We start from the raw sequence: 22,027 nt of genomic DNA, 5'->3' as shown, positions 1-22,027 counted from the left end.
CTCCTCACGTTCAGACAGAACGATCCTCGTATCCCGAGGACACGCCCACATCACTTGGTGTTGGTGTCGATGGTGTAAACCACGTCTGACCCGACGTCGTGGCGGGTAATGCCGGGTACGTCGGGGATGTTAAGCAGTGGTTCGTATGGGGTGCCTTGGACCCGGTTGCGCAGCAGGACGACGCTGCGGATGCCGAGCTGGTGCAACCGATCCAAGGCCGGCTCGCTGGGGAAGGTCGCCATAACGTCGCGGATCGCCTGACGGTTGGGTGTGGTGTAGCTGGCCGCACCGTTGACCATGGTGGGAAAACCGTCGGTCGACCAAAGTAGGACGTGGAGGTCGATGCCGTCGTTGGACGGCAAAACCATGATCGGGGCGTGCGCGGAGGCTAGCGCCATCGCGGCCGGTTTGGCTGGGGTTTGGGGGTGGTCCAGGTCAGGCAGGCCCTCAGCTAGCACGAGGACCAGCAACGGAACGGTCAGCAGACGTGCCTCTCCCACCGACCATTTCGGCTTGGCGCCCGTGCGAGCCACGTCAGCCAGGTGGGTAACCAGGCCAGCCGCGAGGATGGCCAGGCAGAGAGTGGGCCACAAGATCAACCGGCCTGGGGTACGGGATCCATCGAACCCGGGCACGTAGAGATAGAGCAGGCGGTAGATCGGCCCGTTCGTGCCGAGTGCGAACAGCACTCCGACGACCGTCCCAAGCAGCAGCAGAACCCGTTGCGCCGGTGACCAGCGGGACAGGAAGAGGCCGGCGAAGGCCAGTAGATACAGTGCATACCCGCACAGCAGCACCTTCTCAGTCGGTACGCCACCAAGAGCGGTGCGGGCGTCGTTGTGCAGGGTGCCCCAGGGCAGCGAGGACTGCGGCGCCACGAGAAGCCCGCGCAGTGTCGGGGAGAAAAACGCGACGTAGTCCCAGTCCCGGGTGACATCTGGGTTGAGCTCGCGCACGTGTTGGTACGCGTACGCGAAGTATCCGGTCACCGCGGTGAAGACCAGCCCGCCGATCAGATCACCGACGATCAGCCGGAGGCCAAGGCGTGGGCGGTGGATCAGCCAGGCCGTCAGTGTGATCAGGCAGAGGGCGGCGAGGACGTATACGAATCCCAGCCCCACGCCGAAGCCTAGGCTGACCTGCCAGGCCGCGACCAGCCAGCCAGCGAACGCCCATCCCGGCCGGACTCGTTCGGCAACGTAGCCGCGGGTGAACGAGAGTCCGTGGCCGCGCGCCAGCATCGCCAGGGCCAGAGTGATACCACCGGTGGAGAGAATATTCAAATGGCCGGCGTGGCCGTAGCGCCAGGGCGCGTAGGCGAGGGCGGCCCCGGCTACCGCGGCGGCGACCTTGTTCGCGCCAAGCTGGCGCAGGAGCGCGTAGCCGCCGAGGAAGGCGAGCGCGAAAGCCAGCACGAACAGGATGTTGTAGCGCAGCACGGCGGCGACTACACCGTTGCCTATCAGCCCTGCCGGGGCATAGCCGAGCAGGCTGTCGTTCAGGGCTAGGCCGTACGTGTCGGGATAGAAAGCGTTGGTATCCCACAGACCACGCAGACCGTGGGTGAGAGCGTGGCCGCCCCATCCCACCAGCCATGCTTGGGCCGTCGGGTCACCCGCGTCACCGACGATGGTGTGGGCCGGGTCGGCGATCGGCGCAGTCTTGGCGCCGGCAGTCATCACGCGAACCGCGTACGGCGGAATCAGCCAGATCATCGCGACAGCGAGGAGCACCGAACCGAGGCTCGCGATAGTCAGTTCCCGCCGATGGGCTCCACGTGTCAGCCGATCCCTCGTGCCTGAAATGGCACGCGCGAGTCGGCCATTTTGTCCAAGCTCGCTGAGAGTGACGGCTGATGTGGGGCCTCCTGCCGGTGGCTCTCCCTGCGTCATCACATCCACCCTCACTTTTGACCCGCCGCAGTAAATCATGAGCAGGGCGGCGCATAGAGTCAAGACATCGATCGATACCGTTCCGGTAGCCGGGCCTTGCTGTTCATCAAAGGCGCCTTGTCACGCAGGAGTCGCGATCGGTGCAGCGGCGAATTTTGCCGCTGTCGGAACAGGACACGCCAGGGTTGCTGCAGGCCCTCGCCCGGGTTCCGGACCCACGGGACGCTGGCGGCCGGATCCATCCGCTGCCGGGACTGCTCGCGATCGCGGCGGTGGTTTCGGGATCGAGCCGCGTCGTGGAGATCGTCGAATGGGCCGCCGACCTGCCGGAGCGGCGTGGGAGCGTCTCGGTGCAACCCGCGACGCGTTCAGCGGTGTCCGGCGGGTGCCTGACGACAGCACCCTGTTCCGGGTACTGACCGGTATCGACGCGGACGCCCTCGATGCTGCGGTGTGCCGCCGGCTGCTCGGCCGGGCGGGTCTGACCGGGGTCGGCAGATGGCGGTACGGCTGCTTTGCTGGCAATGGCAGAGTTTAGTCGCCCAGGAACCGCAGATAGCGGTGGGGTTCAATCCGAGCGACCGTGCAGAGTCGGCGTATCTCCGCTCGGCTCTCGTCATCGAGTGCAACGCCGGGCGGCAAACGGTCCAGCTCGTTGACCAGGAGCGGCAGCTGACGCTCGTTGAGCATCATGTCTAGATAGGCGCAGAGGCCACTGAGCATGGGGTAGACCGACGGGTCAACACCTGCGACCAGTCGAAGCCCCGGTCTCCGCTGGCAAGGATCTCCCCTAGCTCCGTCCTCACCTGCATGCCGATCACAACTTCCCCGTAGGTGTCGGCGGCGAAAGGTCTCCTGCCGGGGCTCCGCCCCGTACCCCGGCCCTCTCTCAGAGATCCGCCGATGAATGACGGCCAGCGGCGCGGCTACCGTCCACCCGGCGATACCGCCCTTCTGGTTTGATCACCGGATGGGTTATGTCGGTTCCTACACCTGGCAGCTTCGACAGTTGGTCGGGTCCCGACTACTACTCATGCCCGGGGCGCAGGTCATCCTCCTCGACTCGGCCGACCACGTCTTGTTCCAGCGACGTCGTGATTCTGGTCTGTGGGAAATACCGGCAGGGGCCGCCGAGCCAGGAGGAAGCTTCGTCGGTACCGCGATCGATGAGGTCCGAGAGGAGACCGGGCTCAGGGTCGACGGCTCCGATCTCGTTGCCTTCGGTTGCCTATCTGAGCCGGATTCTCACGTCATCACCTATCCCAACGGGGACCGGATCCACTGCTTCGCCATGTGCTTCGAAGCGCGACGATGGTCAGGAGTGATCAAGCCGGAGGACACGGAAGTGCTCGAGGTGGCTTTCGCTGATCCCGCAACACCACCCGGCCCACTGCAAGCACAGACCCGGGTTGTCCTGGAAATGCACGCCGCGTATCGCCTGACTGGCCAGTTCCAAGCCAGGTGAGGCCCCAAGCTCATGGGTCCATCATCCGTGGGCCAGTAGCCCGGTACCCCGGCGGTCCGCACGGGCAGGACTGGTCACGCGGATGCCGCGCTGGCCTGGCCCACCAGGCCCTTGTCGGTGACGATCTTCGTCCTTCCACGCTGGCGGTGCGGGCGCGCCCGGATGCGCCGTGCCCGTTGGGCGCCCGATGGTGCGGCCGCCGAGGCTCAACGGCGGTCAGCTCTTGGACCTGGCTGCCGGAATAGCGTGGCAGGTCAAGCGAGGTCGGTGGCGTGCGTCTTCCGGCCGTGTCCACACTTCCTAAACCGTGGGCTGCCGTCGCCAGGTTCCGACATCTGGGGATAGGCGGGGACCACACGTGGTGCTGTCATACGTCCGCCGGCCGAGCAGGAGGGCGTCGGTGCCCTCGTACGCGGCACCGACCTGCGCCCCGGCGACCTCGTCCAGCAGGGGGCCTGCCAGCCGCGGAACGGGAACCCCGCCGAGTCCTCGTCGGGGCCGCCGGGCGACTGCCCGACGAGGTCGAGGGTCGCGAACAGCTCGATGTGGATGAGTTCCCTGCCCTACTCCCGATGGTTGGTTGTCTTCGTCGAAAGGTAGACCTGTGGACGCCGGCGGACTCATCGCCGCGACGGCACCCAGCCAGGCCCGCACGTCCGATGCTTCGAACAGCACATGCCGCCCGGCCTTGGAACGCTCAGCGGTGCTGCTCACGCCACCAGGCCGGGGCGCCGCACCGGCACTCGCGATGACTGGCCCGGCACTCGCCCGCGCTGCCCGGCTCGGCCCCACGCCCTGGCCGCCGCTCGTACCAAAGGCCTGATCGACGTCCCTGTCGCGCACGAACGTCCAGGGGCGACAAGAACGATCAGAGTCATTACGCTCGCTAGGTAACGAGGCGGTGGCCTATCTGTAATTGATTTCAGGGGAGCAGGGATGAATCTTGGCAGAAAGGTAGCGGCCGTCGCGGCGGCCGGTGCACTGGCCATCATCACGACCTCTACCGCGGTCGGATCGCCCGCGGCGGCAAGGGCAGCCGGGACGGTGACCGCGACGTCTGGCGATCCGATCACCCACGAGGAGAACCCGCGGGTTCCCGATGGGGCGGCGTGGACGGAGGCATACTTCCCGTCCTCGGACGGCAGCGGTGTCGAGCTGCACGCCGACGTGCTGCGCCCGGCAGACCTGCCGGCGAATGCGAAGACGCCCGTCATTCTCTCGGTGGGCCCCTACTTCGCGCACGTTGGGCAGACTGGTCCGGAGGGGTGGGACCGAGTCGGGCCATCGGCGCGTTTCCAGGACTTCGTCGACGGTGCCGACCTGATGGCGCGTGGCTACACCTTTGTGATGGTCGACCTGCGCGGCTTCGGCGGCAGCACCGGGTGCCTGGACTGGGTCGGCCCGGGCGAACAGGCCGACGTCCGAGCGGCCATCCAGTGGTCAGCCAGCCAGCCGTGGTCCAACGGCAAGGTCGGGATGTACGGCAAGTCCTACGACGCCGTCACGGGGCTGGTAGGCAACAACCTCAAGATGAACGCGCTGAAGGCGGTCGTCGCCCAGGAACCCGTCTGGGACATGTACAACTATCTGTTCAGCAACGAGGTGCCGCGCCCCAACGTCACCGGCACACCGGCGGCGTACAACTCGATCGCGGCGATGCCTCCGATGGCCGACGACAGTGACCGGTACAAGGCGAACGCGCTTTACGAGGCGAGCCATCCGGAGTGCCTGAGCGACAACATCACCAACAACAACAATCCCGAAGCCGATTCCGCGTACTGGAGGGCCAGGAACCTTGCCAGGGACGCTGCCGGTACCAGCACCCCGTTGTTCGTGACCCAGGGCTTCATCGAGTCCAACACCAAACCTGAGGACATGGAGGAGTACCTGGCCAACCACCGTGGCCCGGAGCGGGGTTGGCTCGGCCAGTGGGACCACGTGCGAGGCAACGACACCGACGGCGACGGCCGGCTGCAGATGGGTCGTGCCGGTTGGTTCGACGAGGTGATGCGGTTCTATGACCGGTACCTTCGCGGCACCCAACCGTCGGTGGCCGATCCGGCGTACGTCATCGAGGACAACCTCGGCCACTGGCGCGCGCAGAAGACCTGGCCGCTGATCACGACGTCGTACGACGCGCGGCTTTCCACCGGCCGCTACCTCGACAATGGCGGAGCCTCAGCGGCGGAGGCCGCGGCGGCCACCGCGGCAGACGACGGCCGGTGGGACATGGAGCGAGCGCCGCGGCTTGAGGTGCTATCCCGTGCCGAAAAGAACGCCGCCAAGCAGGGCGACGCCTCAGCCTCCAGCTTTTGGACCTGGTCGGAGCGCGCCCCCCAGACGCTCCGCATCACGGGTACGCCGAGGATCACGCTCCACGCGAGCACGAGCGGGAACGTGATGGTGCGCTTGTGGGACGTCGCTCCGGATGGCACGGCGACCATGTTCGACGAGAACGTCGCGCTGGTGGAGCGCGGCGGACGGATCTCCTTCGATCTGAAGTCGACCGACTGGACCTTCAAGCGTGGGCACCAGCTCGGGGTCCAGATCGGAACGATCGACTCCAACAGGTGGCGGGACGTGCCCTCGGGCCACACGATCAAGGTCTCCGGCGCCCGGCTCGCCTTGGACGTGCAGAGCCCGCGGTCCGACGTGCCGACCCAGGGTGACCGCTCGCCATACCTGGACTCGTACCTGGCGGCGAACACCACCACCCTTGGCAACATCGGCCGCGGCACCTTCCCGCTGCGGCTTTCCCGGCACGGCTGACCGAACGGCTGCCCGGTACCCGCCGCCCAGCGGGTGCCGGGCAGCCCGTTACGGCCGTGGGCGCGCCGTCGCAGAACAGTCGCGTTTTGTGCCGCGGGCCTGGAGTCGCGGCGTACGGCGCACCTGTCCGAATATTCCGGCACCCGGTACGCCGAGGGGGTGACGGTGCCAGACCCCGATGGCGGCGCTGCGACGGGCGGAGGCGTGCGGCGGGCCGGACAGGTCGCCGGATGCGACGGCGACGGCAACGATGGGTTCGGCGCCACGGCGGCGCATCCCTAGGACCGGCGCGCTCACGCCTCTCGGCGGCCGGCTGTCCAATCAGCGTGTCGCCGAACCGAATCGCGCTGAAGCCTCCGGTGGCGGGATCACTGCCGCAACCCCCGCCCGGCCCGGCGAGGAGACAGGGCTGATGGTCCGTATGGCAAGGCTCAGCGTCGTTTTGATGGATGAAGGTTCGTGTCAGGCCGCCGGCAGCGGAGGTTCGTGTTCGACGTGGTCCGGGCTCAGGGCGGGCTGCGTCTGCCCGACCATGTGACCTGTGCCGACACCGACTCGGATGTGGGGCTCCGGGCCCGGGCGGCGGACGCGGCCTGCCGTGAGGCGGCCCGGACTCGCCGGCATGACGTCCTGCGTCGCCCTGGCCCGGTCGGCTCGTGCCGAGGTGCGGGTGGTGGCATTGGTAGAGCCGGTTCGGGTACGTCGGTTAATTGATCAAGAGGGCCAACGGCTGCAACGTCTGGTGCGTCGGGGCACCGGCTCGGTCGTGCGGCTGCGCCGGGCGATGGTCGTGCTCGCCTCTGCTGGAGGTAACAGTGTGCCGGTCATTTGCCCGGCTCGTGCAGCCGACGAAGACTCCGTTCGGCAGGTGATCCACCGGTTCAACGAGATGGGCATGGCCAGCTTGGACCCCCTGACGTCGAACGGCTGGCCAGGGATCGACACGACCGGAGAGGAATCTCTCGCCGATTCATCGGGTCCGCCCGGCATGGATCGCATGGACGACACAACAGGAACCTCGCCGGCGAAGCTCGGTACCTTCGCGTGATGCCAGCTCCCAGGCCACGGCGCAGGCGACGCCGAGCCGGATCCACGGCTCGGGCGGGCGACGACGCGCCCAAGACGATGCACGTACACGCCGCCGGCGACGTGTACGTCGACAGCAGCATCAGCAACAGGAGCAGTGTCAGCAGCAGTACCGTCAGCTACGCCCCGGATCGGGCGAGCGTGGCCGACGACCTGATGCCGGCCGTGCTGACGGCGCTCCCGCTGCTGCTGGTGCTGCTCCTGCTGTCGTTGACCGGTCAGCACGTCCTCCTCCGTTCGATCGTGCAGGAGGGGAACCCGCTCGGCCTTACGGCGCTGCTGCTGCCGCTGTTCCTGCCGACCATCGCGGCGTCGCTCGTCTACCTCGCCCGGCAACGCGGCTGGCTGGGCTGGACCCTCCGTGCCACCAACTGGGCGGCGGCCGGCCTCGCCGCCGGACTCGCGATCTTCGTTCCGTTGAACTACCTGCTGTTGCAGCTCATCGCCTTCCTGGTGAGCTTTGGGTGGATCTGGGGGCGGCGGCGGCTGGCGCGGCATCGCCGGGGCATCGCGATCGTCGCGATCATCGTGCTCGCAGCTCTGGTCGTCGAGGAAGGGCTCGCCGAGTCCGGTTGGCCCCGCTACAGCCTGTCCCGGATCGCCGTCGGACGTGTCGTGGACGGCCTGACGCGGATGAACCTCGAAGACGCCGACACGAAGACGGATCGCTCCGTGCTCGTGGTGAGCGTCAACGACGGCTATGCGATCGTCGCCTCGACCGGCTATCCACCTAGGATGGAGAGCATGGCCCCGAGCGAGCTGGCAGGCGGCCGGATCTGCCAGCTCAGGCCCCGGGGGATGCAACTCAGTCTCTTTCAGTGGATCGGCAGAGTGCTCCCCGCGAACCGTCGGACGCCCTCGGTCGCGGAGTACTGCGTCGACCCGTAGCCCACCGGCATGCTCCAACCGGGGATGGTGCGGAGGGACACGCCGCGGACGGTGAGGGCGGCGTACCGGTGCTCCTTCGTGGTCCGGCTGGTCCGCCGCAGGTGGCCTCCGATCATGGCCGCATGGTCGTCGACCGGGGTCGAAGTACGTACGTCAGGCGATGATCGACGGAAGCTGTCCGTGGGGGAGGTCGGGTGGGCTGCTCAGCTCCGCCAGGAGGGCGTCCACCGCGGGCCGTTGCGGCGTGCCGCCGAGGGCACGGGTGACCGCGAAGATGCGTCGCTCGGTGGTCGGCTCGACCAGTGGCTCTACGTGCACCCCGGGTGGCACGTGGCGTAGCGCCAGCTCCGGCACGAGCGCGGCGCCCAGCCCGGCCGCGACGAGGTCCAGCGTGAGCGCGAAGTCGACGGCACGGTGCCGGATGTCCGGCTCGAAGCCGGCGAGCCGGCAAGCGTGCAATGTGGACCGCAGGCACGGCGTGTGTTCGGCGCTGGCGATCCATGGCAGGTCACGCAGCTCGCTCAGCCGGCCGGTGCGACGGCGCCATTCGACTGGGGTGATCAGATGCATCGGGTCGGTGGTGACCGGATGTCGGTCCAGGTCGTCGGCCAGTGGCACGGGCACGTGGTCGTACTCCTGCAGCACCACTACGTCGAGGGTGCCGGAGCGCAGGTCGAGGCGGCTCTGCTGGTCTTCGGCCTCGATCACCCGCACGTCCAGCTCTGGGTGCTTCGCCCGCGCGCGGGCGGCGGCGGGTGCTACCAGCGCGCCAGCTGCGGACGCGAACGCGCCGACCCGTACCGTGCCGCTGACTCCGTGGCGGAGCGCGGCGAGCCCGGCCACCGCCTGCTCCACCGCGTCCAGCACGTCCTTCGCGTGGCTGGCCAGCACCTGGCCGGCCGGGGTGAGGACGATACCCCGCCCGGCCCGCTCGACCAGCTCGTGCCCGGCTTCACGGGACAGCTGGACGAGCTGCTGTGAGACCGCCGACGGGGTCACGTGCAGCGCCGCGGCAGCGGCGGTGACGCTGCCGCGCAGCGCGACCTCGTGCAGCACGCGCAGGCGGCGTGCGTCAAGATTCATGTAGCCACGCTACAGCAGCGATAAAGAACGTTGAACTGGTCCTTAAGTATCTCCTCGGGCAGTCTAGCTGGCGTGAAAACATCGCACCGACTTCTCGCCGTGCTCGTAGCCGCCATCTGGGGCGTTAACTTCGTCGCCATCGAGCTGGGCCTGCGCGATCTGCCGCCGCTCGTGCTGACCGCGCTGCGCTTCGTCGCGGCGGCGGTGCCGCTGGTCTTCCTGGTGCCGCGCCCCAGCGGCGCCCGGCTCCGCTACGTGATCGCCTACGGGCTCGTGCTCGGCGTACTGAAGTTCGGCGCGCTGTTCACGGCGCTCGCAGCCGGCATGTCGGCCGGTCTGGCCTCGCTGGTGCTGCAGGCGCAGGCGCTGATGTCGGTACTGCTGGCGGCGGCAGTGCTGGGCGAGCGGCCGGCGCGGGCGCAGGTGGCCGGCGTACTGGTCGGATCGGTCGGGATCGGGGTGTTGGCGACTGGCAGCGGCGGCCACGCCACGGTGATCGGCTTCGCGCTGACTCTGTTCGCGGCGGCCAGTTGGGCCACGGCGAACCTGGTCATGCGGGCCAGCGGCGAGACGCGGCCGCTCTCGCTGCTGGTCTGGTCGAGCCTTGTGCCGCCGTTGCCGCTGCTCGGCCTAGCCGGCGTGGTCGACGGCGGACAGGCCGTGCTGGATGCGATCATTGGCCTGTCGTGGCGCGGGCTACTCGCCGTGGTGTACATCGCGTACGTGTCGACCCTCGTCGGCTTCGGGATCTGGAACCGGCTGATCGCCCAGTATTCGGTCGCGCGGGTGGCGCCGTTCAGCCTCCTGGTGCCGGTCTTCGGGCTCAGCGCGGCGTGGCTACTGCTCGACGAGCCCGTCGGCGCGACGGAGCTTGCCGCGGCCGCCATCATCCTCGCCGGGTTGGCGCTGGTGGTCCGGCGCTCCACAGCGGACGGCAAGAACGCTACGGCCGCGAGCGAGGGCCGCAAGCCCCGAGTACGTCCCGGCTGCGGCCGCGGCCGCCTAGTCCGCAGCTACGACACCTCCGCGCGCTGATCGGGATCCCGATTCCGGCTCACCGATCGCCTGCATCAACGCGCACGTTCGTCGTCGTCACGGCGGGGTCTGGCACGCCTTGCGGTCCGGGCGCCCCGGCATGATCCGATCGTGGAGCTCCACACCGGCTGTTGGCGTCGCGGCATGTTCGCCACCGACCAATTCCGACTGCGTCCGTCCACGCCCGAGGACGCGCCGAACATGTTCCTTCTATACGGTGATCCCGAGCTGCACCTGATCACAGACGGCGAGCCATTCCTGCCGCGTCACGTCGGCCAAGTTCGGGCCCGGCTTCAGAAGCAGGTCACCGAGCCGATCACTCCATGGTCCGGTTGCTGGGCCGTGCAGTAGCGAGCGGGCGAGATCATTAGATCTCGCCCGCTCCTTCTTGTGGCGCATCTCAGCACGCCTCGGCGTGCCTATGCTGGCTTCCGCACCGTCAACTTCTGGTAGTTGGCGGCATGGGGCTGGTAGGTCGGGTTGCCGGAGTAGGCAACGTGGACCCGGTAGGCCCCGGGCCGCAGGTCGGCGGTCTGCAGTTCGACGACGGCCTTACCGGCCGCCAGTGGCACGACCTGCACGGTGCCGCCGAAGGTGACGGTGACCTCGCCGGTCGGGATCGGAGCGTGATGCTTCCGCCCGCCCGCAGGCCCGACAGTCACGTTCAGTTTGAACGTGCCCCCGCGGACAACCGACGCCGGCTTGGCCTTCGCCTGGACCTTGACGGCGGCCAGGCCCGAGGGCACCTCGAACGACGCCGTACCTTCCGACGCCTTCAGGTAGTCGAAGCCAAGGTACTCGGCCTTCACCGTCCGGGCACCCGCAGGCAGACCCGTCGGCAGCGTGACCGTGGCCGCGCCGTCGCTCAGGTGGGCGAGCTTCGACCACGAGCCGATGCTGAACCGCACCTGACCGCCGGTCTCGAACCCGTCAGCTGCCGTGACTGTCACGGTGGCCCTGGTCGCCTGGGCCCCGCTCGGGTACGGCTCGACAGCCACCTCGGTGGTGGTCATGACGTCGCTGTTCGGGATCCCGCGGATGTCGTTCCACTCGCGGACGGTCAGCGGGATCACGGTGCCGTGACGCGGACGGACGACACCCGCATTGGTCATCGTGATCGCCTTGGCGTTCCAGGTCGGAGCCTCGATGTTCTCGTGGCACGCGGCCTGGTATCCCCCACCGTTCGTGTACCGGTCGCCCCAGAGGTAGAACTGGCCGGGGCAGGAGGTGTCACCGGGGTTGGCCTTGAAGATGACCGGTCCCTCGTATCCCTGGTTGGCGACCCATGTCGTGCGCCCCAGAGCCGGCGCGACCATCGTCCAGTTGTTGATGTTGCTGTCCAGGAAGTCGGTGTGCTTCTCCGAGAAGATGTCCGAGCCCTGGTTGCCGGCCTCGTTCTTGGTCACCCGGTAGTAGTGGTCACCGACCCGGATCGCGGTCGTGTCGATCCGGGACAGCGGGGCCGGGTTCTGCCAGACCTGGGGAGCGGAGAACGTCTGGAAGTCTCGCGTTGTGGCATACCACATCTGCGCGTTCCCCTGACCGGTGCGGTTCACGGGGTCGTCCCACAGCGACTGCGCCCAGAACACGACGTAGGCGCCGATCTCCTCGACCCACAGCGACTCTGGTGCGAAGGCATTGCCCGCGTTGTCGGGCGCGACCTTCACGTGCCGCTGAGGGGTCCAATTCACAAGATCGTGGGACTCGAACACCTCGATGTACTGGGTGTCGTTGATGGCGTATCCACCCTGGTCGTACCAGTTCAGGTCGGTGGCGATCATGTAGAACGTGTCGCCGCTGGGTGAGCGGACGATGTGCGGGTCACGAAGCCCCTGGTCACCCAGTTGGGAGATGAGTGACGGCCGGCCTCCGGTCAGACCGGTCCAGTCCAGAGCGGTGTTTCCGTTGGATGTGGCGAACATGATCTGCTCGCCGTCGGCAATGCCCTCGCCCTTGAAGTACCCCATGAAGTACCGCTCGTACTCCTCGGAACGTGGCATGGCGGTGATGGTCACCGGGAACGACTTCTTCCGCGAAGCCGTACCCTTGGTGATGGTCGCCGTCAGGGTGGCGGCAACATCCTCATGGCCGAAGGCCGGGCGGGTTACCTCACCGGTCGGGGTGACGAGGCCGGTGGTCGATTTCCAGGTGATCGTGGATCCGAACTCGCCCTTGGCCGTGAGGTCGAGGTTTCCGCGTACGTCGTCGGTAGCGTTCAGGGACAGGTCGAAGGCGTCGCGGTCGACCGCCTGCGCATCGTCGAACTCGGCCTTCACCACGACGGGGATCTCCCGTGTGGTGACCTCCTGGGCGCCCTTGCGGACAGTCGCGGTGAGCGTGGCTGTCGCGTCGGGCTGCCCCTGGGCGGGCCGGGTGATCCTGCCGGTCACCGCGACCTTGCGTGCGCTGGCAACGGCTGGCGGGGTGTTGACCTCGACGACCGACGGGTCCGAACTCGTCCAGGTGATGGCCGAGCCTGCCACGGAGCCCACCTTCGGCAGAACGATATCGCGTACGAGCGCACTGGTCAGGCCGAGGTCGATGGCCGCGGCGTCGGCGCGAACGCCGTCGGAGACCGTCTTCTCTGCCAGGACGAGTGTCTCGTCGAGGCTCACTGCCCGGTCGTACACGCGGAAGTCGCGGATTGTTCCGCGGAACGAGTAGTGGCCCGACGTCTGCGAGCGACCGAGGAAGTTGCAGTTGGTGCCCGCAGCGTTCACCGACGGCGCCGTGGTCAGGTTCGTCGAGGTCGCGTGCAGCACGCCGTCGAGGTAGAGGCTGCCGGTCCAGCTCGTTCCGTTCGAGTTCAGTGACTGAGTGTAGGTGACATGGGTCCACGCTCCCTCGAGCATGCGGACGCGGTTTTGTTGGAGGTTCGCCGGACCCACCGCGACGCGGAACCGTTGCGTGTTCGACGCGAAGATGGAGCCCTCGGCGCCGGTGTCGACGTCGCACGAGCCGGACTTGCGGCCAAGACTCCACATCTGGTGCTCGCCGACGTTCGCCGGGTCGACCCACACGTCATAGTCGACCGTGAGGTTGGACATGCCGGCGGTGATGTCGTTCGGCAGCGCCACGTATGCGCCGTCGAGGGAGCTCTCGTAGGAGTCGGGGTTGAACCTGACCCCTTCGCCGGTCAAGGCCGCCTTCTCGGGATTCACGAGCGTGGCGTTCGCCGCTGCGCCCGCACTACCCGAGTTGACCAACGTCGTCCCACTGGTCTCGTCGAGGGCGAAGTGGTGCACCAGACCCTCGTTGAGCTGCTCCTCGGCAGCGTGCGCGGGCACCGCCGCGAATGAGACCGAAAGAAGCGCACCCAGTGCCAGGACCGCGACACCTCTAACCTGCCGAGTCAGCCCGAGACGTGGCCTTCGCTGTCGCAGTCTCAATTGATCCTCCTTGACAGGGTGGGATTGTTTCTAAAGTGGACGGGACCTGTTAACGCTAACTACGGGGTGCTGCCGGGTCAACGCAGCGCGTTGCAATCGGAGGCCACGGAGCCTGTGGTTGATTTATCCCGCCGGTCGGCCTGTCGGGGTTCAGATGACGATGCGGTACGAGGTGGTGATGCGGTACGAGGTCGTCCGGGTTGGTCACCGTTGGTTGGTACCAGCGCTGACTCCCGCAGCCGCATCGGGCACTCGGGGAGCACGCCCATGATCGCCGCGCCTTGTCAGCGGCCAGACGAGCGTGCCGGATGTCCGCGTCCTGTAGGACAGTCCCGTGCCCGAGATGGCTCGCCGTTCGGCGCCGCCACCAGTGCCGTAGGCGAGTCGTGACGGGTAGGCGCACTCTGTCTGGTGACGGGACGTCCCGATGGTGGGGGAGCGGGGCGCGATGGGACCCGCGCTGCCCTCTCGGCCTGCCCCCGTTGTACAGCAGCGAAGTACAGCAACGACTCATTGAGTCTTCGCCATTTTCGATCATGCAGGTCGGAGGCTCTGGCGTGGCGCTCGCTCGGGATACTCATGCTGATCTCGGGCGCGGCCCACGGCTGGCGACGGCGTCCGCGAGGGTCTCAGCCAGGTCTCCGTTGTATGTAGTGTGCGGAAGTGACAAGAAGCGAGCGACTCGCGGACCAGCTGGACCGGCACTGGCACAAGAACCTGCGGCCGCGGCTGCACGGTCTTGCCGATGAGGAGTACTTCTGGGAGCCGGTGCGTGGTTGCTGGAGCATCCGCCCACGTGGCACGTCGGCCGCACCGATGCCGGTGGGTTCGGGGGAATGGACGATGGACTCCGCGTCTCCTGACCCGGTGCCCGCGCCGGTGACCACGATTGCCTGGCGGATGGCGCACATCATCGTCTCCTGCCTGGGCTATCGGGTCGGATGGCACTTCGGCGGCCAGGACGTCGACTCTCAGACATTCGCCTACGCGGGGACCGCTGACGAGGCGCTGAAACAGCTCGATGAGATGTACGGGAGATGGAACGCGGGGGTCCGCGAGCTCTCGGACGCTGACCTGGAGAATCCGCCGGCGGTGGGTCCCGAGCGGTTTCCCATGGAGGGCATCGTCCTGCACGTCAACCGGGAGCTGATCCATCACGGTGCCGAGATTTCCCTGCTGCGCGACCTCTACCGCTGGCAGAACGGAGCCGTACCGCGCCGCGTATGACTTTCCGGTAACCGGCGATCGAGCTTCGGATACCTACGTGGACACCATGACGCTCCGTGGCTACGAGCTTCAGTATTGATCAAGGCTCTCGCCGAGCTTCCGCAGCGCTTCCCGCGTGGCCTTGGACGAGACCTGGCTGTAGATCTCCATCGTGATCGGGAAGTCCGCGTGCCGCAGGATGGCCCTCGCGACCCGGGGGTGCACGTCCAGGTCGACCAGGAGCGGACCGCAGGTGCGCCGGGCGTCGTGGACCGTGATCTTCGGGACGCCCGCGCTGGCGATGCGGCTGTCGTAGGAGCGGTTGAAGTTCCGCGGCTCGACCGGCAGCCCGTAGCGGGTCGTGGAGACACGACCGCGTCAGGTACCGGCGGCGGTGGTGGTGCGCCGGTCGGTCAAACGCGATCGGCCTCGACGAGCCAGGCGGGCATGTGGATGCTGCCGTCGTCATCGGGCCGGTAGGGTGCGCCGATGCGTTCGAGGACGGCTTCGGTCATGACCGCCGCCGTGGTGCCCTCCCGGATCGACGTGATCTTCCATCCGGCACCGAACGCGGTGCCCAGGCTCTGCTTGGAGACGGGGAAGGGGATCGGCGTACCCGCCGGGACGGAGTCGGGGATGCAGATCATGCTCAGTCTCGCGCCCGGCTTGGTGGCGCGGTGCAGTGCCGCCATGTACAGGGTGGCCGGGCCCAGTGGCATGCTGTGGTAGGTCAGGCTGTCCAGTACCGAGTCGAAGCGACCCACATAGGCGGACAGGTCGGTGAGGTCGGCGACCTCGAAATCGACGTCAACACCCTGATCGGCCGCGCGTGCGCGAGCCAGTCGGATGGCGGTCGGCGCCGCGTCCAGACCGGTCACGCGGTGGCCCTGACGGGCGAGATGGATGGCGTTGTCACCCAGGCCGCAGCCGGCGTCGAGCACCTGACCGCCGAAGCGGCCCCGGCGGTCGAAGTCGACGACCCCGGCCTGCGCGTGCCGGAGGTCCCACGGCACCCGGTCGAGCGCCATCCCGGGGATCGGCGACTCTCCCCGGTAGACCGCGTCGAAGTCGATGTTCTGCACGTCGACGGTGGTGCGCTGCTCGGTCATCGCACTCCTCCTGGTGAATGTTGCTCGGGTGACTGGCGGCGAGGCTCGGCTTCGCGCCGGCTCATGGTTGGACGAGGCTGTTCAAGCAGGCCAGTAGGCTGCGGGCCTGCACGTTCACGTAGTAGCTGTGCCGCAGCAGTTCCGTGAACTGGTGCAGCGTCATCCAGCGGTAATCCGGGTGGCCGAGCGGCTCGTCGGTCTCGATGATCAAATAGCGGCAGCGCGTGTCGAAGAAGCGGCCGCCCTCCTCGGACAGGACTGCGTCGAACCGGATCTGCTCGGGCGTGGCGTCCAGGACGTGGTCGAGGAACAGCGGCTGCGCCTCCCGCGGCAGGTACGGAAAGTTGTCCGGCGTGTACTGCACCGTCGGCGCCAGTTCGGCCACGTCGACGAGGCCCGGCTCCACGCGGGCATGCGCGAGGACGTGCAGCACGCCGTCGAGTCGATTGACCAGGAAGGCGCTGACACCGACGCCGTGGGCCCGCAGCATCGGTTGCTGCCAGCCACCCACCTCGCGGTTCCCCGCCCGCACGTCCACCCCGACAATGTCGAAGAAGTGCCCGCTCCGGTGCGAGATCCGGTCGTCGGTACGGTGCCAGTCCGGTAGGGACGCCAGCGGTACCGGCGCCGCCGTCACCTCGGCGCGTGCTCGTACGTTCGTGAGCCAGTTGAGGATCTCGCCGGTGGTGTGCCTGGCGTGGGTGCCCGGTCGGTAGGAGCGGGCCAGGGCGGAGCGAAAGGGATCCGACTGCTCGCCGTCGACTGGGCCGAGCAGTTCGGGGCCGCCCAGGGGGAGGCAGGACAGAACCGTCCGGGCGTCCATGTTCACGAGATCGTCGAAGCGCAGCAGCCGGTGCACCTGCGCCACCGGGAGCCACCGGAAACCGTCCTGCGCCTCGACGTCGTCGTCGACCTCGATCACCACGTTGCGGTTGCGTTTCCGGTAGAACCAGGCCCCCTGCTCGGACTGCCGCACGTCCGCCAGGACGCGTTGGCGACCGGGGGCCTGGAAGTAGGCCAGGTAGGGCACCGGCTTGCCGCCGTGCACGCCGGAGTAGTTGCTGCGGGTCGCCTGCACGGTGGGAGACACCTGGATGCCGTTACGGTTGCCGGGCTCCGCCTTGGCCTGCATGAGGCAGTACGTCGAGCCGTCGAGTCTCTTGACCAGGATGCCGAGGATGCCGACCTCGGACTGGTGGATGATGGGCTGACTCCAGTGGGGGACCGCCCTGTCCGGGATGGTGACGTCGAGTCCGTCGATGCTGAAGAACCGGCCGGTGTGGTGGCTGATGGTGCCGCTGTCCGGGTCGAAGCGCCATCCGGTCAGATCCGCCAACGAGACGACGCGCACGATCATGTGCGAGCGGCGACGTTCCTGTTCCACCCAGTGGTGCACGGTGAGGCCCCGATCGTCGGGACGTCGATCGATCCGAGCCGCGGACGATTCGGAACGGGTCAGGTCGGCGGCGTGCGCCGGTGGGTAGCCGTTCATCGCGTGCCCGTCGCACGCCGGGTCCGCAGGGTGCGGAGTACGGTGCCCGGTCGGAACATGGCGGTGGGCGGATCCAGCAGGTGCTGCATTCGCAGCAGCACCAGGTGGAGCTCGGGTGAGAGCTGGCTGGCCAGCATGACCTGACGCGCGTACCTGTTGACCAGGTCGGTGCCGCGCGGCTTCCGCCCGGTGGTCTGGGGAAACATGAAGTCGCCGCCGGTGGCCATCTGCCACGGGGTGTCTATCACCTTGCCGATGCGGCGGTAGTACTCACGAGCCATCGCCTCCGACGGCGTGCCGAACCGGTCCAGGCAGTGACCGAGTTCGCGCGCCTCGAGCAGGGCGACCGTCATGCCCTGGCCGTAGACCGGGTTGAAGCTGCAGATGGCGTCTCCCAGTGCCACGAAGCCGCTCGGCACAACCCGAAGCCGTTCGAAGTAGCGGCGCTGCGCGGTCGGTGTCTGGTAGGTGTGTGCGTCGCCGATGGGTTCGGCACGTGCGAGGAGCTCGGCGACGTGGGGGTGCGGAAGTTCCGCAGCGAACTGGCGGAAGCCGTCCAGGTCGGTGGGAGCCTCGGCCCCGTGCCATCCGCCCAGTGTCACCATCCACCGGTCTCCCTCGATCGCCGCGAGTGCGGCGGCCCGGCCGTCCCCGGGAGGGTGCGGGGCGACGACCGAGAACAGGCCCCCCTTGTGCAGGTCGTCGCCGGGGACGCGGTGGAAGATCCGGGTGGTGTAACGGACGTTGATGCGGACGCTTGCCGTATCGGGCGCGGCGCAGCCCAGCTGCGCCAACCACTTCTCGAGCCGGCCGCTGTTGCGGCCCGTCGCGTTGACGACCAGGTCGGCCGGAAGTGTCTCGCCATTGCTCAGCTCCAGGCCGGTGACCCTGCCGGAAGCCGCCGTCAGCCCCTGGGCGGTGAGGCCGTCGCGTATCCGCACGTTGTCGGTTCCTTCGATGCGCCGCCGCATCCGGTGCTCCAGGAACGCCCGGCTGGCGCTGACGCCCAGCATCCCGGTCGGAATACGGGCCCGGAATCCGCCCATCTGGAAGAACAACACATCCGTGCCGGGGTCGAAAGGCACGGCGCCACCGTTGACCAGTTCGTCCGTGAATTGGGGAAACAGCTCGTCCAGTGCAATTCTGCCGCTGATGAGCAGTCCGTGGGCGTGCTCACTTTGCGGGACCCCGCGTCGGCTGCGCGGCGAGTCAGGAAAGGCGTCGCGGTCAATGACCGTCACGTTTTCGAATCTGCTCGACAGGGTTTGAGCAGCTGCGGTTCCGGCTATCGAGCCACCGATCACCACCGCGTGCCGGCCGGCTGGGCGCACGAAGTCTCCTTCTTCAGACGAGGGGCGACGCTCGTCGAGCTCCTTCCCACTCTGGACCATCTCGGCGCCCGAATGTTCTCCTCAATTGCCAAGTGTCCATGCCTTCTCCCTTATTGCTCCTTCTTCTTCCGGAGGGATCAGTCCCCGGTTATCGGCGCTAGCATCGGGGCGGTCGCCGATCGAAAGAGGAGATCATGTCCGGCTTGGACGAAGCCGAGGCGTTGGTATTTCCAATGCCTCGTCGATGCCCGTGGTCCCCGCCGCCCGAATACGAACGGCTGCGGGAAGAGGCTCCGGTCGCTCCGGTGCGGCTGCTGAGCGGCCGACGGGGGTGGGTCGTGCTCCGGTACGCCGAGGGCCGTCAGTTGCTGACCGACCGTCGGATCAGCAAGGACCTTGCTCGTCCCGACTTCCCCGCCCTCGTACCGGCGCCCGTCGACGATGGCAGCGAGTCGATATTCCAGGACGGCGAGTTCATCAGCATGGACCCGCCGCAGCACACCTTCTATCGCCGCATGCTGATCTCCGAGTTCAGCGTCCGGCGGGTAGACCAGATGCGACCGCGGATCCTCGGCATCGTGGACTCCACGATCGACACGATGCTTTCCGGGAAGCCGGCCGGGGATCTGGTGGAGAAGTTCGGCCTGCCCGTGCCGTCCATGGTCGTCTGCCAGCTGTTGGGGGTGCCCTACGCGGACCACGGGCTCTTCAACGAGCTGACCTGGAGGATGGCTCGGATCACCACGGACGTGGCGGAGGGGACGGCCGCCATCGCCGAACTCCGGGAGTATCTCGAAGGGCTGGTGACCCGCAGCGAACGCGAGCCGGGAGACGATCTGATCGGCCGGCTGGTTCGATCCCGGCGGGCCACCGGTGAGCTCTCGCACGAGGCGCTGACCGGGATGGTCGCGCTGCTGCTGTTCGCGGGCTACGAGACCGTCGCCAACATGATTCCCCTGGGCGTGCTCACCCTGTTGCGGCAGCCCGCCACCCTCGCCGAGCTGCGCGCCGACCCAGGGCTGTGGCCCCGGGCGGTGGAGGAGCTGCTCCGCTACCACTCGGTCGTGGACTGGGCGGCGGGCGACCGCATGGCGCTGGAGGATATCGAGGTGGCGGGCCAGGTGATACGCGCGGGCGACGCCGTGGTCGTCTTGAACGCGGCCGTGAACCGCGACGAACGATTCTTCGAGCGCCCCGACGAATTCGACATCCACCGGCCGTCCAACCAGCATCTGGCCTTCGGGTACGGGGTGCACCAGTGCATTGGGCACAACCTGGCGCGGGCGGAACTGCAGATCGCCTACCGCAGGCTCTTCGAGCGCCTGCCGGACCTGCGGATCACCGCGGACGTGGACGACCTCAACGCCAAGTACGACGGATCCATATTCGGCCTCTACGACCTGCCGGTGGCCTGGTAGTCGGCGAAGGAGCAGCCTTGATCGTCATCGGATACAACGGCTTCACCCGGGGCGCCGAGGTGTTCCGGCGACTGTGGGGCGTGGAGGGCGTGGACCGCCACAACGTCCTCGGCCACGACGCCGCGGTGGCCGTCCTGGTGGACGGTGAGCTCGTGGCCGCGGTCGAGGAGGAACGACTCAACCGCGAGAAGAAGACCTCCGCGTTCCCGATGAACGCGATGCGGTGGTGTCTGGAGCGGGCGGGCATCGCGTTCGAGGACGTCGACGCGGTGGCGTTCCCGTGGCAGTTCTCCGCTGACGCCGTCCGGACCATGATCTCCGAGGCCTGCGACGTCTCCCAGACGCCGGAGGAGATGTTCCAGTACATCGACAACCTCGACCAGGCGTACACCGAACTGCTCTGCAGGAGGGCGATCCGGGAGGATTTCGCGCGCCGGACCGGGTACGACCTGCCCGACGACAAACTTGTGCTCGTCCCGCACCATCTCGCGCACCTGATGTGCGGGTACTACTTTGGCGGCGGGGAGGACACCGCCTTCCTGGTGAGCGACGGGCGAGGCGAGCAGCACTCGTCCGTCATGGGGGAGATCCGGGCCGGGCGGATCCGCCTGTTCGACGAGCAGACGATCAACGCGGGACACTCGCTGGGGCTGCTCTTCGGGGAGATCACCCGGTATCTCGGGTTCGTGCCCAACAACGACGAGTACAAGGTGATGGGCCTGTCGGCCTACGGTGCCGCACCCGCCGACAACCGGCTGATCGGCGAGGTCGTCAGACTGCGGGAGGACGGCACGTACGAGATGACCACCCTCGTCGACGACCCTCAGGGCGCCCGTCCGCACTATCCGGTGTTGGACAGGATCTTTGATGGCTCCGAGGAAACCCGCCAGCGGTTCACGTACCGGGCCACGGTGGCAGCGGCCGCCCAGCACATGATCGAGGAGGTCACCGCCCATCAGCTCCGGGCCCTCCAGGCCAGAACGGATCTGCGTCGGCTGACCTTCGAGGGTGGCCTCGCCCTCAACTGCGTCAACAACACCAAGCTGCTGGAGGGCTCCCGGTTCACCGACGTACAGGTGAGCTTCGGCGCGAGCGACCCCGGCGTGGCGATCGGCGCCGCTGTCTACGCCGCGCACACGCCCGGGAGGCGGTGCGCACCCGCCACGCCCTCGCCATACCTCGGGCCCGACTTCGACGACGCGCAGATCCGCGCCGCGCTCGACGATCGGGCCGGGCGGGTGTGGTGGCGCGAGCTGGCGCCGGGGGAGATAGCCGACGAGACCGCGCGGCTGCTATGTGGCAGGGCGGTGGTCGGATGGTTCCAGGGCCGCACCGAGTACGGTCCCCGGGCCCTGGGCAACCGAAGTATCCTCGCCAATCCTGCCTTCGCCGACATCAAGGACATCATCAACGCGAGGGTCAAACACCGGGAGCCCTTCCGGCCCTTCGCTCCCGTGGTCCTGGAGGAGCGGGCGCAGGAGATCTTCGACATGGGCAAGAAGCGGGTGTCGCCATACATGACATTCGTGTTTCCGGTCCGGCCGGAGTTTCAGGACAGGATTCCCGGAGCCTGCCACGTCGACGGCACCGCGCGGATTCAGACGGTGAACGACGAGCAGAACCCGGAGCTGTGCGCGCTGCTGCGGGCGTTCACCACGCGGTCCGGCGTGCCCTGCCTCATCAACACGTCGTTCAACGTCGCCGGCGAGCCGATCGTGTCCTCGCCGGCGGACGCCCTCGACTGCTTCCTCAAGACGGAGATCGACCACCTGGTCCTCGGGCCGTTCCTGGTCGGGAAGAACCAGTGACGTCTCGTTTCGGTCTGGTCGAGATCCGCTGACACCAGCAGCGCCGTTCGGCGCGC

At 67.8% G+C, this 22,027-nt stretch carries 16 protein-coding genes and 1 pseudogene; 10 read left to right on the top strand and 7 right to left on the bottom strand.

The annotated features are described in order from the left end of the window. Positions 1–50 precede the first annotated feature (50 nt). The gene (locus JNW91_RS05790) at positions 51–1,733 is read right to left on the bottom strand and encodes a hypothetical protein (RefSeq protein WP_309244252.1); all 1,683 of its coding nucleotides are present in this window, start codon (positions 1,731–1,733) and stop codon (positions 51–53) included. Between the two features lie 299 nt (positions 1,734–2,032). Here JNW91_RS05790 and JNW91_RS05785 point away from each other — a divergent pair, with 299 nt between their 5' ends. From JNW91_RS05785 to JNW91_RS05765, 5 genes are all read left to right on the top strand, one after another. Continuing rightward, a complete protein-coding gene (locus tag JNW91_RS05785; RefSeq protein ID WP_203173888.1) occupies positions 2,033–2,311 on the top strand; it encodes a transposase family protein in 279 nt (92 codons plus the stop codon). Positions 2,312–2,799: 488 nt separating this feature from the next. Continuing rightward, positions 2,800–3,357, top strand: coding sequence for an NUDIX domain-containing protein (locus JNW91_RS05780; RefSeq protein ID WP_238424430.1), 558 nt, complete (start codon positions 2,800–2,802; stop codon positions 3,355–3,357). Positions 3,358–4,401: 1,044 nt separating this feature from the next. Then, a complete protein-coding gene (locus JNW91_RS05775; protein WP_309244251.1) occupies positions 4,402–6,126 on the top strand; it encodes a CocE/NonD family hydrolase in 1,725 nt (574 codons plus the stop codon). Positions 6,127–6,799: 673 nt separating this feature from the next. Beyond that, a complete protein-coding gene (locus JNW91_RS33485) occupies positions 6,800–7,174 on the top strand; it encodes a helix-turn-helix domain-containing protein (protein ID WP_309244250.1) in 375 nt (124 codons plus the stop codon). Continuing rightward, positions 7,174–8,100: a hypothetical protein gene (locus JNW91_RS05765; RefSeq protein WP_203173886.1), complete on the top strand. Its 927-nt coding sequence runs from the start codon at positions 7,174–7,176 to the stop codon at positions 8,098–8,100. Before JNW91_RS33485 ends, JNW91_RS05765 begins: the two co-directional genes overlap by 1 nt. Positions 8,101–8,253: 153 nt before the next feature. Here the strand turns inward: JNW91_RS05765 and JNW91_RS05760 are convergent, their stop codons facing one another. Continuing rightward, the gene (locus tag JNW91_RS05760; protein WP_203173885.1) at positions 8,254–9,183 is read right to left on the bottom strand and encodes a LysR family transcriptional regulator; all 930 of its coding nucleotides are present in this window, start codon (positions 9,181–9,183) and stop codon (positions 8,254–8,256) included. Positions 9,184–9,255: 72 nt separating this feature from the next. Between JNW91_RS05760 and JNW91_RS05755 the strand changes: the two genes are divergently transcribed. Then, entirely contained in the window at positions 9,256–10,218 is a 963-nt protein-coding gene (locus JNW91_RS05755; protein ID WP_203173884.1) for an EamA family transporter, read from the top strand. 144 nt (positions 10,219–10,362) lie between these two features. Beyond that, the gene (locus tag JNW91_RS05750) at positions 10,363–10,569 is read left to right on the top strand and encodes a GNAT family N-acetyltransferase (RefSeq protein WP_238424428.1); all 207 of its coding nucleotides are present in this window, start codon (positions 10,363–10,365) and stop codon (positions 10,567–10,569) included. Positions 10,570–10,637: 68 nt separating this feature from the next. Here JNW91_RS05750 and JNW91_RS05745 read toward each other — a convergent pair whose 3' ends face one another. Further along, entirely contained in the window at positions 10,638–13,505 is a 2,868-nt protein-coding gene (locus JNW91_RS05745; protein ID WP_203173883.1) for an immunoglobulin-like domain-containing protein, read from the bottom strand. Between the two features lie 765 nt (positions 13,506–14,270). Between JNW91_RS05745 and JNW91_RS05740 the strand changes: the two genes are divergently transcribed. After that, positions 14,271–14,834, top strand: coding sequence for a DinB family protein (locus JNW91_RS05740; protein WP_203173882.1), 564 nt, complete (start codon positions 14,271–14,273; stop codon positions 14,832–14,834). Positions 14,835–14,903: 69 nt separating this feature from the next. Here the strand turns inward: JNW91_RS05740 and JNW91_RS33320 are convergent. From JNW91_RS33320 to JNW91_RS05725, 4 genes and pseudogenes are all read right to left on the bottom strand, one after another. Beyond that, positions 14,904–15,188: pseudogene (locus tag JNW91_RS33320) on the bottom strand (site-specific integrase); the annotation flags it as partial. A 38-nt stretch (positions 15,189–15,226) separates the two neighbouring features. Beyond that, positions 15,227–15,922, bottom strand: coding sequence for a class I SAM-dependent methyltransferase (locus JNW91_RS05735; RefSeq protein WP_203173881.1), 696 nt, complete (start codon positions 15,920–15,922; stop codon positions 15,227–15,229). A gap of 61 nt (positions 15,923–15,983) precedes the next feature. Further along, positions 15,984–17,414, bottom strand: coding sequence for an NDP-hexose 2,3-dehydratase family protein (locus JNW91_RS05730; RefSeq protein ID WP_203173880.1), 1,431 nt, complete (start codon positions 17,412–17,414; stop codon positions 15,984–15,986). Beyond that, a complete protein-coding gene (locus JNW91_RS05725; RefSeq protein ID WP_203173879.1) occupies positions 17,411–18,745 on the bottom strand; it encodes an FAD-dependent oxidoreductase in 1,335 nt (444 codons plus the stop codon). The genes JNW91_RS05730 and JNW91_RS05725 overlap by 4 nt, the downstream gene beginning before the upstream one ends. Before the next feature lie 305 nt (positions 18,746–19,050). On the opposite strand from JNW91_RS05725, the gene JNW91_RS05720 reads away from it, so the two are divergent. Next, positions 19,051–20,163, top strand: coding sequence for a cytochrome P450 (locus JNW91_RS05720; protein WP_203173878.1), 1,113 nt, complete (start codon positions 19,051–19,053; stop codon positions 20,161–20,163). A 17-nt stretch (positions 20,164–20,180) separates the two neighbouring features. Continuing rightward, positions 20,181–21,971 carry a carbamoyltransferase family protein gene (locus JNW91_RS05715; protein WP_203173877.1) on the top strand — a complete coding sequence of 597 codons (1,791 nt, stop codon included), beginning with the start codon at positions 20,181–20,183 and terminating at the stop codon, positions 21,969–21,971. Positions 21,972–22,027: the final 56 nt, after the last annotated feature.

This window comes from Micromonospora parastrephiae (assembly GCF_016802865.1).
In the GTDB taxonomy this organism is placed as follows: Bacteria; Actinomycetota; Actinomycetes; order Mycobacteriales; family Micromonosporaceae; genus Micromonospora; species Micromonospora parastrephiae.
Note: the sequence above shows the minus strand (reverse complement) of the source record. Positions and strands in the feature narration are given on the sequence as shown.

Excerpts from the sequence above, each read along its gene's own strand:
- JNW91_RS05780 (WP_238424430.1), top strand. The coding sequence starts at position 2,800 with ATGACGGCCAGCGGCGCGGCTACCGTCCACCCGGCGATACCGCCCTTC.
- JNW91_RS05765 (WP_203173886.1), top strand. The coding sequence starts at position 7,174 with ATGCCAGCTCCCAGGCCACGGCGCAGGCGACGCCGAGCCGGATCCACG.
- JNW91_RS05760 (WP_203173885.1), bottom strand. The coding sequence starts at position 9,183 with ATGAATCTTGACGCACGCCGCCTGCGCGTGCTGCACGAGGTCGCGCTG.
- JNW91_RS05750 (WP_238424428.1), top strand. The coding sequence starts at position 10,363 with ATGTTCGCCACCGACCAATTCCGACTGCGTCCGTCCACGCCCGAGGAC.
- JNW91_RS05735 (WP_203173881.1), bottom strand. The coding sequence starts at position 15,922 with ATGACCGAGCAGCGCACCACCGTCGACGTGCAGAACATCGACTTCGAC.
- JNW91_RS05730 (WP_203173880.1), bottom strand. The coding sequence starts at position 17,414 with ATGAACGGCTACCCACCGGCGCACGCCGCCGACCTGACCCGTTCCGAA.